At 60.0% G+C, this 11,322-nt stretch carries 14 protein-coding genes; 9 read left to right on the plus strand and 5 right to left on the minus strand.

Annotation, left to right across the window (positions count from 1 at the left end; translation table 11 throughout):
- Positions 1 to 25 precede the first annotated feature (25 nt).
- From ACR0LI_RS00490 to ACR0LI_RS00515, 6 genes are all read left to right on the plus strand, one after another.
- Complete coding sequence (locus tag ACR0LI_RS00490; protein WP_171118784.1) at positions 26 to 700, plus strand: DUF2161 domain-containing phosphodiesterase; 675 nt, start codon at positions 26 to 28, stop codon at positions 698 to 700.
- Positions 701 to 852: 152 nt separating this feature from the next.
- Entirely contained in the window at positions 853 to 1,140 is a 288-nt protein-coding gene (groES, locus tag ACR0LI_RS00495; RefSeq protein ID WP_010441779.1) for a co-chaperone GroES, read from the plus strand.
- A 53-nt stretch (positions 1,141 to 1,193) separates the two neighbouring features.
- Positions 1,194 to 2,837, plus strand: coding sequence for a chaperonin GroEL (gene groL / locus ACR0LI_RS00500; RefSeq protein ID WP_171634470.1), 1,644 nt, complete (start codon positions 1,194 to 1,196; stop codon positions 2,835 to 2,837).
- A gap of 243 nt (positions 2,838 to 3,080) precedes the next feature.
- Positions 3,081 to 3,923 carry a DMT family transporter gene (locus tag ACR0LI_RS00505; RefSeq protein WP_480717827.1) on the plus strand — a complete coding sequence of 281 codons (843 nt, stop codon included), beginning with the start codon at positions 3,081 to 3,083 and terminating at the stop codon, positions 3,921 to 3,923.
- A gap of 38 nt (positions 3,924 to 3,961) precedes the next feature.
- Positions 3,962 to 4,735, plus strand: a complete 774-nt coding sequence (locus ACR0LI_RS00510; RefSeq protein ID WP_480717828.1) for an alpha/beta fold hydrolase — start codon at positions 3,962 to 3,964, stop codon at positions 4,733 to 4,735.
- Entirely contained in the window at positions 4,732 to 5,883 is a 1,152-nt protein-coding gene (locus ACR0LI_RS00515; protein WP_480717829.1) for an alpha-D-ribose 1-methylphosphonate 5-triphosphate diphosphatase, read from the plus strand. The genes ACR0LI_RS00510 and ACR0LI_RS00515 overlap by 4 nt, the downstream gene beginning before the upstream one ends.
- A gap of 67 nt (positions 5,884 to 5,950) precedes the next feature.
- Here the strand turns inward: ACR0LI_RS00515 and ACR0LI_RS00520 are convergent, their stop codons facing one another.
- The 4 genes from ACR0LI_RS00520 to ACR0LI_RS00535 all read right to left on the minus strand — a co-directional run bounded on the left by ACR0LI_RS00520 (position 5,951) and on the right by ACR0LI_RS00535 (position 8,559).
- On the minus strand, positions 5,951 to 7,018 hold the full coding sequence (locus ACR0LI_RS00520) for a 5-(carboxyamino)imidazole ribonucleotide synthase (RefSeq protein WP_480717830.1): 1,068 nt from the start codon (positions 7,016 to 7,018) through the stop codon (positions 5,951 to 5,953).
- A 2-nt stretch (positions 7,019 to 7,020) separates the two neighbouring features.
- A complete protein-coding gene (locus ACR0LI_RS00525) occupies positions 7,021 to 7,776 on the minus strand; it encodes an NAD(P)-binding domain-containing protein (RefSeq protein WP_171634456.1) in 756 nt (251 codons plus the stop codon).
- Positions 7,773 to 8,258, minus strand: a complete 486-nt coding sequence (gene purE / locus ACR0LI_RS00530; protein ID WP_171634452.1) for a 5-(carboxyamino)imidazole ribonucleotide mutase — start codon at positions 8,256 to 8,258, stop codon at positions 7,773 to 7,775. The genes ACR0LI_RS00525 and purE overlap by 4 nt, the downstream gene beginning before the upstream one ends.
- A gap of 76 nt (positions 8,259 to 8,334) precedes the next feature.
- Entirely contained in the window at positions 8,335 to 8,559 is a 225-nt protein-coding gene (locus ACR0LI_RS00535; protein WP_152458986.1) for a YdcH family protein, read from the minus strand.
- Between the two features lie 163 nt (positions 8,560 to 8,722).
- On the opposite strand from ACR0LI_RS00535, the gene ACR0LI_RS00540 reads away from it, so the two are divergent.
- The 3 genes from ACR0LI_RS00540 (at position 8,723) to ACR0LI_RS00550 (ending at position 10,341) form a co-directional block, all read left to right on the plus strand.
- Entirely contained in the window at positions 8,723 to 9,136 is a 414-nt protein-coding gene (locus ACR0LI_RS00540; protein ID WP_058275530.1) for an Hsp20 family protein, read from the plus strand.
- Between the two features lie 5 nt (positions 9,137 to 9,141).
- The gene (locus ACR0LI_RS00545) at positions 9,142 to 9,366 is read left to right on the plus strand and encodes a DUF1150 family protein (protein ID WP_171168916.1); all 225 of its coding nucleotides are present in this window, start codon (positions 9,142 to 9,144) and stop codon (positions 9,364 to 9,366) included.
- Between the two features lie 84 nt (positions 9,367 to 9,450).
- Entirely contained in the window at positions 9,451 to 10,341 is an 891-nt protein-coding gene (locus ACR0LI_RS00550) for a PhzF family phenazine biosynthesis protein (protein ID WP_480717831.1), read from the plus strand.
- 51 nt (positions 10,342 to 10,392) lie between these two features.
- On the opposite strand, the gene ACR0LI_RS00555 is transcribed toward ACR0LI_RS00550, so the two are convergent.
- Complete coding sequence (locus tag ACR0LI_RS00555; RefSeq protein ID WP_480492148.1) at positions 10,393 to 11,229, minus strand: hypothetical protein; 837 nt, start codon at positions 11,227 to 11,229, stop codon at positions 10,393 to 10,395.
- Positions 11,230 to 11,322 lie beyond the last annotated feature (93 nt).

The following is an 11,322-nucleotide window of genomic DNA, read 5'->3' on the forward strand; positions in this document are numbered from 1 at the left end:
CTGGCAATCTGCGTAGCATGGCCACATGAACCGCGAGCAGGATCTCTATCCCCCGGTCAAGGCGCTGCTGGAGCGTCAGGGATACACCGTCAAGGGTGAAGTCGGCGCAGCCGACATCGTGGCAGTGCGCGATGGGGATGCGCCGGTGATCGTCGAACTGAAACTGCGGTTCACACTGTCCCTGTTTCATCAGGCGATCACCCGGCTGAAACTCACCGATCTGGTCTATGTTGCCGTCTGCAAACCCACCGGCCGAACGGCCCGGCGGGCGCTGAAAGATAATCTGGCACTGTGTCGTAGGCTCGGCTTGGGCCTGATCACCGTGCGGGCTGATGGTACGGTCGAGGTTCAGTGCGATCCCGGCCCCTACGCGCCCCGAAAGAACAAAGCCAGGGCCGCACGGTTGCTGCGCGAATTCGACCGGCTGCAAGGTGACCCGAACGCTGGGGGCGCGACGCGCCATGGTATCGTGACGGCGTATCGGCAGGATGCGCTGAAATGTGCGGCCTATCTGGCCGAGAATGGCCCGTCCAAGGGGGCGGACGTCGCCAGATCGGTCGCGGTCCCGGTCGCGACCCGGCTGATGCGGGAAAACCACTACGGGTGGTTCGAGAAGGTTGAAAAGGGCATCTATGGGCTTACGTCAGAGGGCGCAGAAGGGTTGAAGCATTGGGCCTATAGCTGGGAACAGGCTGACTGATCCAAGTTGCAAAAAAATCTCTCACAAATTGTTGACTCGGACTTTTAGACTCCCTAGCTATGCGTCGTTATCACTCACACACCCCGAGTGCTAACGCCTCGTCGAAAGGCGGGGGGAGGATAGATAAACTTTGAGCCCAAGGAGCTACAAAGATGGCATTGAAACCGCTTCATGACCGTGTGCTGGTTCGCCGCGTAGAGAGCGAAGAGAAAACCGCAGGCGGCCTGATCATTCCTGACAGCGCAAAAGAAAAGCCAAGCGAAGGCGAAGTCGTCGCAACCGGCGAAGGTGCGCGCAAGGACAGCGGCGAACTGATCGCAATGGCTGTCAAGGCTGGCGACAAGATCCTGTTCGGCAAATGGTCGGGCACCGAGGTTCAGGTCAACGGCGAAGAGCTGCTGATGATGAAAGAAAGCGACATCATGGGGATCATCGAGTAAGCGCGCGCTTTCTCTGATCTTCATTTCAAATCAATTTCTCAAGGAGAAACGACATGGCTGCAAAGGACGTCAAATTCGACACCGATGCCCGCAACCGTATGCTGAAGGGTGTGAACATCCTGGCCGACGCGGTTAAAGTGACCCTGGGCCCCAAAGGCCGCAACGTGGTTCTGGACAAATCCTTCGGCGCGCCGCGCATCACCAAAGACGGTGTTTCGGTTGCCAAGGAAATCGAACTGGAAGACAAGTTCGAAAACATGGGCGCGCAGATGGTGAAAGAAGTCGCCAGCCGCACCAATGACGAAGCCGGCGACGGCACCACCACGGCAACCGTTCTGGCACAGGCGATCGTAAAAGAAGGCCTGAAGCAGGTTGCAGCTGGCCTGAACCCGATGGACCTGAAGCGCGGCATCGACCTGGCAACTGCCAAGGTTGTTGAAGGCATTAAAGCTGCGTCGCGCGAAGTCAAAGACTCGGCAGAAGTCGCTCAGGTTGGCACAATCTCGGCCAACGGCGAAGCGGAAATTGGCCAGCAGATCGCAGACGCGATGCAGAAGGTTGGCAACGAAGGCGTTATCACCGTCGAAGAAAACAAAGGTCTGGAAACCGAGACCGACGTTGTCGAAGGTATGCAGTTCGACCGCGGCTACCTGTCGCCTTACTTCGTCACCAACGCAGACAAGATGATTGCAGAGCTCGACGACTGCATGATCCTGCTGCACGAAAAGAAACTGTCCTCGTTGCAGCCGATGGTTCCGCTGCTGGAGCAAGTGATCCAGTCGCAGAAACCGCTGCTGATCATTGCCGAGGATGTTGAAGGCGAAGCGCTGGCAACTCTGGTTGTCAACAAACTGCGCGGCGGCCTGAAAATTGCTGCTGTCAAAGCACCTGGCTTCGGCGATCGCCGTAAGGCCATGTTGCAGGATATCGCAATCCTGACCGGCGGTCAGGTTATCAGCGAAGATCTGGGCATGAAGCTCGAGTCCGTGACCATGGACATGCTGGGCACCGCCAAGAAAATCGAAATCACCAAAGACGAAACCACCATCGTCGACGGTGCTGGCGAGAAAGCCGAGATCGAAGCACGTGTTGCTCAGATCCGCACTCAGATCGAAGAAACCACCAGCGACTACGACCGCGAGAAGCTGCAAGAGCGCGTTGCCAAACTGGCAGGCGGCGTTGCCGTTATCCGCGTCGGCGGCATGACCGAAGTCGAAGTGAAAGAGCGCAAAGACCGTGTGGACGATGCTCTGAACGCAACACGCGCTGCCGTTCAGGAAGGCGTTGTTGTGGGCGGTGGTGTTGCTCTGGTCCAGGCCGGTAAAGCACTGGAAGCTCTGAAAGGTGCAAACGCCGATCAGGACGCAGGTATCAACATCGTTCGCAAGGCAATCGAAGCGCCGCTGCGCCAGATCGCCGAGAACGCAGGTGTCGACGGCGCGGTTGTGGCCGGCAAGGTCCGTGAATCGTCGGACGCAGCATTCGGCTTCAACGCGCAAACCGAAGAATATGGCGACATGTTCTCGTTCGGTGTGATTGACCCGGCCAAAGTGGTTCGGACTGCTCTGGAAGACGCTGCATCGGTTGCTGGCCTGCTGGTCACCACCGAAGCAATGGTTGCCGACAAGCCGGCCAAGGAAGGCGCGGCACCTGCCGGCGGCATGCCCGACATGGGCGGTATGGGCGGCATGATGTAAGCACGTCGAATTTGCCCCGGCGAATTCTGACGACCCGACAGGCGCTTGGCGGTATCGCCAAGCTGCCGAGAGGGGAGCCGTAGAGCTAAAGAACGGGGTCGCCTTCGGGCGGCCCCGTTTTGTATTGACGGTTCTGTTTTCAAGGCGTGTTTAGACGCTGCTTTGTCCGGCGCCGGATGTCTGTTCCCACAACCTTCGCGAAAGTGAGTGTGCAAATCCCGCCCAAACGGCTATGCGGATGGCATGAGATTGTTTTTGCTCACCGCCCTGACCATGTGTGCCTTTGCGGCGAACTCCATTCTGAACCGGTTGGCCATCGACAGCGGAGCCAGCGATCCGACCGGATTTGCCATCGTTCGGGTTTTGGCGGGGGCCGTGGTCCTGGCCGCTCTTGTGCTGGCACGCGGAGGGCGCCTTCCGCTGCGCAATCGAAGGCGGATCATTGGCGCGGGGTCGTTGACGCTCTACATGATCGGATTTTCAATCGCCTACCTGACGCTGGATGCAGGCTTGGGTGCATTGATTCTGTTCGGCGTGGTGCAAATTACGATGTTTTCTGTCGGCGCATTGACGGGTGCTACTCCGACCGCCCGGCAGGTGGCAGGGGCAGGGGTTGCGCTTGCAGGTCTTGCCTATGTGCTGTGGCCGAATGGCGCCGTTCAGGTCGACTTGGCTGGCGCGGCTTTGATGGCCGCCGCCGGTATTGGTTGGGCCCTTTACTCTATAACGGGTCGATCAGAAACAAACCCGCTGGAGGGAACGGCCGCCAATTTCATCGTCGCATTGCCGTTGACTGCCCTGGCGATGCTTGCCGGCGGCAGCGTCTGGCAGATGAGCGGGGCGGGATATCTGCTGGCCGTCCTGTCCGGCGCGGTAACATCCGGGCTTGGCTATGCTTTGTGGTATCGTGTTTTGCCTCAATTGGCCCCGTCCGTGGCGGCTGTCGTTCAACTCAGCGTGCCGGTGATCGCAATTCTCGGCGGTGTCGTCTTTCTGGGCGAGATTGCCGGAGCACGGCTGATCATCGGCGCCACGCTTGTTTTGGGCGGTATCGCGCTGGCCGTGCTGCGACGTCATCGGGGCTAGGGCTTTTATCAAAGGCTGATAGGCTTTATCTGGCGGTTATGAAACTTTTGATTGCCTTGCTCTTCTGCCTCGTTCCTGCCGCAGCCAGTGCGAAATGTGTGATTCTTCTGCACGGCCTTGCGCGCACCGAGGCCTCGTTCACCGTGATGGAGCAGCTGTTCAAGGCGCATGACTATACCGTAGTGCGCCACGGGTATCCATCGACCGAAATCGGTATTCCGGAACTGGCAAGGCAAACCATACCGGACGCGCTTGCGGCATGTGGCGATGACAAAGCCAATGTCGTTGCGCATTCCATGGGCGGTATCCTGTTGCGCTATTGGCTCAAGGACCATCGGCCCGAAAACCTGGGTCGTGTCGTCATGCTCGGCCCGCCCAATCAGGGCAGCCAGTTGGTCGATGAGCTGAGCGCATGGGAAGTGTTCGGGTATCTGAACGGCCCGGCGGGCCTGCAATTGGGCACAGGTCCCGAAGGCATTCCGCGCCGCCTGCCGCCGGTGGATTTTGAACTGGGGGTGATCGCGGGTGAGAATTCGCTCAACCCGCTGTTTTCCTCGCTGATCGACGGGCCGGATGACGGCAAGGTTTCGGTTGAAACCACCAAGGTCGAAGGGATGAAGGATCATCTTGTTCTGCCGGTGACCCACACCTTCATGATGAACAACCCACGCGTTATGGCACAGGCGCTGCATTTTATCGAATTCGGCCGCTTCGATCGGCAGATCACCTGGCTGGACGGCGTGATGGAGATAATCGATGAGATCTGCATCGGGCAGGATTGCTCGGAACCTGACTCGGAGCCCACACAATGACTTTTCTGGATCTGACGTTGACCGGCGCAGAGGTTCTGTTGCCGGAGGATGGGCTGTTGCGCTGCGATCTCTCGATGGCGGAGGGCGTTATTCAGCAAGATCGGACCAGGCGCAGGGTTGACCTGACCGGTTATCTTGTCCTGCCCGGTATCGTCGATCTGCACGGGGACGGGTTCGAACGCCACATCGCCCCGCGCCGGGGCGCAATGAAGCAAATGAACGAAGGTATTCTGGCAGCCGAAGCCGAACTGGCCGCCAATGGCATCACCACCGCGGTGCTGGCGCAGTTCTACAGCTGGGAAGGTGGCGTGCGCGGCCCCGAGTTTGCCGCGCAGGTATTTCGGGCCATCGCTGCGGTCAAGAACAGCACCGTCACGGATCTGATCCCACAATTGCGGTTCGAGACCAACATGCTGGAGGACTACGAAGGTCTGGCCCATCGTATCGCCGAATGGCAGGTGCCCTATGTGGTGTTCAATGATCACCTGCCGCATGATCGTTTGGCGCAGGGCAAAAAGCCGCCGCGCCTGACCGGGCAGGCGTTGAAGGCCGGACGCAATCCGGATGCGCATTTTGAGATGCTGCTCAATATGCATGCCCGCAGGAACGAGGTTCCCGCTGCCGTCGAAGCACTCAGCGCCGAACTTGTCTCAATGAGGGTGCGTTTGGGCAGCCATGATGACGCGACCGCCGAGACTAGGGCATGGTGGCGCGACCGGGGCGTGCGCATTGCCGAATTCCCCGAAACGCTTGAAGCCGCCGAAGCCGCGCGTTCTGCCGGGGATCACGTTATCCTCGGTTCTCCCAACGTCGTGCGGGGCGGATCACACAAGGGGAACGCAAGCGCCGTCGAACTGATCGCCATGGGGCTCTGTGATGCGTTGGCCTCGGATTATCACTATCCCAGCCCGCGCCGCGCGGCGCTGATGCTGGCCAAAACCGGTCTGCTGGATCTGGCCAGTGCCTGGGCGCTGGTCTCGTCCGGCCCCGCGCGGGTGCTGGACATGCAGGACAGGGGCACGCTCGTGCCGGGAAAACGCGCGGATCTGGTCATCCTGGATGCGGACACCCATCGCGTTGCAGCCACCCTGGCCGGTGGGCGCGTCAGTTACATGTCAGGCGACATCGCCGCCCGGTTTCTGGATTAGGCACCGCAAAACCTTCATCTTTTCCCAAATACTCTCGCCGAAGGCGTCGCGCGCAGGCGCGATAGCCTCAACGTTTGATGCGGTTGAAGTGCCCCATCTTGCGCCCGGCCTTTACCTCGGCCTTGCCATAGAGATGCAGCGCCACATCCCGCTCGCGCGCCAGCTCAGGCACGCGGTCCATGTCGTCGCCGATCAGGTTCTCCATCACCACGTCCGAATGGCGCTGCCCGTCCCCCAAAGGCCAGCCCGCCACCGCGCGGATGTGCTGTTCGAACTGATCGACAGCACAGCCGTTCTGCGTCCAGTGGCCCGAGTTATGCACGCGCGGAGCGATCTCGTTCACGATCAGTCCGCCGGGTGTCACGAACAGCTCAACGCCCATCACGCCGACATATTCGAGAGCGTTCAGAATATTGGCCGCCAGCAGGATGGCATCGCTGCGCTGGGCGGGGGACAGGCGGGCAGGGATGGTGGTGGTGTGCAGGATACCGTCTCGATGCACATTCTCACCCGGATCGAAACAGGCGACCTGACCGTCCAGACCGCGGGCCGCGATGATCGACACCTCGTGCGAGAAATCCACGAACCCTTCCAGAATGGCCGGTGCCCCGGCCATATCGGCCAGAGCGGCCTCGGCATCCTCAGGCTTGCGTAGCCGGGCCTGCCCCTTGCCGTCATAGCCAAAGCGACGGGTTTTCAGGATGGCGGGTGTCCCGATCTGTTCGATCGCCGCATTCAGGCTGTTCAGGTCGGCGATATCCGCAAACGGGGCCGTCTTCAGGCCCAGCTCTTGCAGAAATGTCTTCTCGGTCAACCTGTCCTGGCTGACGCGCAAGGCCTCGCGCCCGGGGCGGATCGGGCGGTGCGCTTCCAGAATGTCCAGCGCTTCGGTCGGGATGTTCTCGAACTCGTAAGTGATGACATCGACCGCATCGGCAAAGGCTTTCAGCGCGTCTGCATCGTCATAGGCCGCAGTGGTGACGCGATCCGCAACCTGCCCCGCAGGTGGGTTCGCACCCGGCTCATAGATATGGCTGACAAAACCCAGCCTGGCGGCTGCCACGGACAGCATCCGGCCCAGCTGACCACCCCCCAGAATCCCGATCACTGCACCTTGGGCGAGCATTTCCACCATCTTCAACTCTCCAAACGTTTGCCAATTGCCCCAAGCGCGGAACGCAGCGCCTTGTGCGCGCCCCCGTCTTTCAGGGCGTCCGTCATTTGCAGGCTCAGCGTGCCCTCCGTCGCCAGCGCGTCACGCTCCTGCGCCAACCGCCCGGAAGTGCCTTTTTCCATCGAGGCCAGAAAACCCGCCATCAACTGCGTTGTATAGAACTCGGCCCCGTCCGCATCACCGGTTGCGTCACCCAGCCATTCGGCACCCGTTGCCATCAGGTCCAGAATGCCGGGAACCATGGCACAAATGGCGAAATGCGCGTTCAGCGCGGCTTCATCCGCAACCTTGATCACCGGGTTCTCGGGCTCGAACAGTTCCGCTAGCAGGCGATCATTGCCAAAGGCGGCCATCGGGCAGCCGCCGGTTTCCAGAAAACCCAGCGGGATGGTCTGCACGAAATCCGACGCCGGGGCGCAAAGCGCGGCCAGATGCTCGGCCGAAACCGCCGCCATGACCGACACGATCTGCTGATCGGCGCGGAATGTCAGCGGGTCCAGAGCCTCGGCCGCGATATGCGGGCGCAGGCACAGGAACACGATGTCCGAGGTGTCAATCACGGCCTGAGGCGCAGCGACGGTCACGCCCAGTTCGGCCTTCAAGGCGGCTGAAACCTTGGCGTTGCGCTCGGTCACGCTGATCTGGTGCCCCTTGGCGGCCATCAGCCGCGCAATCGGCGCGGCGATATGGCCGGTGCCGATAAAGCCGATCCGGCTCATCCCTGCGGTTCCTGGGGGATCGAGGCTGACAACGCGTCACGCCATCTGTCCAGCCGTTCGGCCAAAGCATCATCCTGCAATGCAAGAATGCCCGCCGCCATCAGGCCGGCATTGGCCCCGCCGGCGGACCCGATCGCCATGGTCGCCACCGGAAATCCCTTGGGCATCTGCACGATGGAATACAGCGAATCCACGCCCGACAAGGCACGGGTCTGCACCGGGACGCCAATCACAGGCACCCGCGTTTTCGACGCCATCATGCCCGGAAGATGCGCAGCCCCACCTGCACCTGCAATGATCACCTGCAACCCACGCGAAACAGCGGTTTTGCCATAGTCCCACAGCCGGTCCGGCGTGCGGTGAGCCGATACGATGCGTGCTTCGTAGGCGACGCCCAGTTCGTCCAGAATATCCGCGGCCTCCTTCATCGTGGGCCAGTCCGACTGGCTGCCCATGATGATCCCTACTTTCACATCGCTCATCCGCATACGTCCCCGCGCTCAGAAAGAGCGCGCACTATAGCCAAATCCGGTTGGCTGGCAATGCGGTACAGGGCGTTCAGGCGATGATATCGGGCGTCAGGCGGTCTTCGATCAGGCGGATGATGTCTTTCAGGCGCAGTTTCTCTTTTTTCAGGCGCCGCAAGGTCAGTTGGTCGGCCGTTCCCTTGTCATGCAATGCCTGAATCGCCTCGTCCAGATCGCGGTGCTGTCGGCGGAAGACCTCAAGCTCAACACGCAATACTTCATCTGTTTTCATCGAAAGATCGGTAGGCGCGTTCATTGGCGACTCGAGTTGGTTGTGGTGCTTGGCCAACAAGATAGTGTGTCAGACGTTATCGCGCCAGACCTTGTGGACATCCTGGTTTCTTCCCATATTCTATTGCAGGCGGTTGCCAGAACGGGGCCGCACACCACGTCGCTTTTACAAAGAAGGACGAAAATACGTGTCGAAACTTACTCTTGGCTCATACCCGCATCTTTTGGGGTTCGAGCAGTTGGAACGCCTTCTGGAACGGTCTGCAAAGGCCGGAAATGAGGGATACCCGCCCTATAACATCGAACAGACCTCGGATTTTTCCTATCGCATCACTCTTGCGGTGGCCGGGTTTGCCGAAGAGGATCTGTCTATCACGATCGAGGATCGCCAGTTGGTGATCCGGGGCCGTCAGCGCGACGACAGCGAGGGGCGCATCTTCCTGCATCGCGGCATTGCGGCGCGTCAGTTCCAGCGCATGTTCGTGCTGGCCGATGGCGTCGAAGTGGGCGAGGCGATCATGGAAAACGGTCTGCTGCATGTGGATCTGACCCGCGCCGTGCCGGAAACCGTGGTTCAGACGATCAACATACGGAAGGGGTAAGAGCAATGAATACACCGATTGAAATCAACGCCCAGGGCAACCGTATTGTCTATGTCAAAACGGTTGAAGTATCTGAGTTGCCTCGGGAAGTTCGTGAACAGGCCGGCGATCTGGATCAGCTTTACGCCGTCCACGATTCCGACGGGCAGCAACTGGCGCTGGTCGCTGACCGCAAGCTGGCCTTCGTGCTGGCGCGCGAACATGACCTGTCTCCGGTGGCGGTTCACTAGGCGGCCTGAAACACTGCTGAAAAAACGTGACATTCTCCGCCTATGCAGTGATCGTGCCACAAATGCTAAAGCAGGAGTGGCTTCATGGGCTGGTTTGACTTTGACTGGGTGGACGCCTTCAGTGATCGCGCCTTCGGTGGCAACGGATGTGCCGTCGTCCATGAAGGTGCGTGCCTGACACAAGAGGTCTGCATGGCCTATGTGCGCGAAACCTCTCTGGTCGAATGCACCTTTACCGGGCCGTCCGACGTGGCCGACATCCGCGTTCGCTACTTTCTGGCCAGCCGCGAAATTCCCTTTGCGGGGCATCCGACTATCGCCACCGTCGCGGCGATGCGATCCCGCGGCATGATCTCGGGCGATGGTCTGACGCTGGAAACCGGTGCCGGCCTGGTGTCGATCCGGTTGCAGGGGGATCAGATCGAAATGACTCAGGTCGCACCGCAATTCGGTACGCGCGTTCCCGCGGAACTGGTGGCGGCAGCGGTCAGTCTGCCAACGGGAGCCATCATTTCTCCGCCTCAAATGGTTTCGACCGGCTTGCCGTTCTGCATCACTGTTCTGCGGGATCATGCGGCCTTGCGGGCCGCTCAACTGGTTGAAGGCCCGTTGCGCAAAGTGGCTGAAACTGCTGGGTATTCCGGCTCGGACATGGCCGAGCCGTTTCTTGTCACGCTGCAAGGGGCAACCGATGAGGGGGATACGTTTTCGCGCCTTCTCATGGCACCGCCCAGCCCGCCCGAAGATCCGTTTACCGGGTCTGCCACCGGTGCGATGGCCGCCTATTTGTGGAAACATGGCTTGATGCAAAAGGAAAGCTTCATCGCCCAGCAGGGTCACGATATGGGCCGCCCCGGGAAGGCCATCGTCACGCGTGTCGGCCCGCCTGATGCGATGACGGGCATCAGGGTTTCTGGTCAGGGGCATATCCTGATGCGCGGGCAGGTCGACCTGCCGGAAACGCCGACACACTAGGCGGGCGTTTACCAAGGGCTGACCCGCGAAACCCTGGCCGGATGCGACGGGCTACATCCAGGCCAATCGCAGAATCGGGGCCGTACTTGGTTCGATCCCATGTCGTTTGCACAACCTGTCCAGATATGACCCTGAAACCGGCAGCCCGCCCATCCGGTTGGCCATCAGTTTCTTCTGATGGCCGTAGATGTGTACCGAATGCACGGTTTCGGTTTCGATTTCATTCGTCCTGATGCGCGGATCGTGTAGCTTCCACAATTCCTCCTGCGCCAGCGGATAAAAGGTTTCAGCAGTCATGGCATGGCGGTCCTCTGCCGTCTGGCGCAGGAAATGGCCAAAGGCTTTGGGCCCCGAACTGGCCCAGGGCAGGGCTTCGATGCCCCAGCGTTCCCCTCTTGCGGTTCGTTCCCGATTGTGGCGCTGCAATCTGCGTCCACGCCAGGGTTGGGACGGGTTAGACGACATGACAAATTTCAGCATCTGTTCCAGGGTCGCCGATCTTGTGGGCAGGCGCAGCACACCCGTCGGGAAGTCGCCCCGCCTGGAGCGACCGAACACGAAATCCGTCGAAAAGTCGAACGCCCGTACGCAATAGGCATCCAGATCGACCCAGATCACCTCGCTTTGCCGCATCAAGTGCAGCCGGAAAATATCCGAGAAGACGGCAACGCCCTGCCTATCTTCGGCATCGACCACAAAAGGTGGCGGCCAGAAAACGTCGCTGGCAAGGCGGGTTTCGACACCTGCCGGAATGCCTTTTACTTCGTGCGCGACATACAAGACGAAGCGGTGGCCATGATCCAGAAAAGACTGAAGGCAGAGTTGCTCCAACCAACTCAGATCGGATCCAAACCAGAAACTGGCAATGGTCGGAGACTTGTTCGTCATCTCAGTTTCATACCCGTCTTGAGGTCCTGAACAGCATCAGGACCAGCGGCAATTGTCAATTGGTGACCAAAAAAGGAACGGCCCCCGGAATGA

Source organism: Ruegeria sp. CL7, from assembly GCF_056536445.1.

Coding starts and splice junctions, on each gene's coding strand:
- ACR0LI_RS00490 (WP_171118784.1), top strand. CDS start 26: ATGAACCGCGAGCAGGATCTCTATCCCCCGGTCAAGGCGCTGCTGGAG.
- groES (WP_010441779.1), top strand. CDS start 853: ATGGCATTGAAACCGCTTCATGACCGTGTGCTGGTTCGCCGCGTAGAG.
- groL (WP_171634470.1), top strand. CDS start 1,194: ATGGCTGCAAAGGACGTCAAATTCGACACCGATGCCCGCAACCGTATG.
- ACR0LI_RS00505 (WP_480717827.1), top strand. CDS start 3,081: ATGAGATTGTTTTTGCTCACCGCCCTGACCATGTGTGCCTTTGCGGCG.
- ACR0LI_RS00510 (WP_480717828.1), top strand. CDS start 3,962: ATGAAACTTTTGATTGCCTTGCTCTTCTGCCTCGTTCCTGCCGCAGCC.
- ACR0LI_RS00515 (WP_480717829.1), top strand. CDS start 4,732: ATGACTTTTCTGGATCTGACGTTGACCGGCGCAGAGGTTCTGTTGCCG.
- ACR0LI_RS00520 (WP_480717830.1), bottom strand. CDS start 7,018: ATGGTGGAAATGCTCGCCCAAGGTGCAGTGATCGGGATTCTGGGGGGT.
- ACR0LI_RS00525 (WP_171634456.1), bottom strand. CDS start 7,776: ATGAGCCGGATCGGCTTTATCGGCACCGGCCATATCGCCGCGCCGATT.
- purE (WP_171634452.1), bottom strand. CDS start 8,258: ATGAGCGATGTGAAAGTAGGGATCATCATGGGCAGCCAGTCGGACTGG.
- ACR0LI_RS00535 (WP_152458986.1), bottom strand. CDS start 8,559: ATGAACGCGCCTACCGATCTTTCGATGAAAACAGATGAAGTATTGCGT.
- ACR0LI_RS00545 (WP_171168916.1), top strand. CDS start 9,142: ATGAATACACCGATTGAAATCAACGCCCAGGGCAACCGTATTGTCTAT.
- ACR0LI_RS00550 (WP_480717831.1), top strand. CDS start 9,451: ATGGGCTGGTTTGACTTTGACTGGGTGGACGCCTTCAGTGATCGCGCC.
- ACR0LI_RS00555 (WP_480492148.1), bottom strand. CDS start 11,229: ATGACGAACAAGTCTCCGACCATTGCCAGTTTCTGGTTTGGATCCGAT.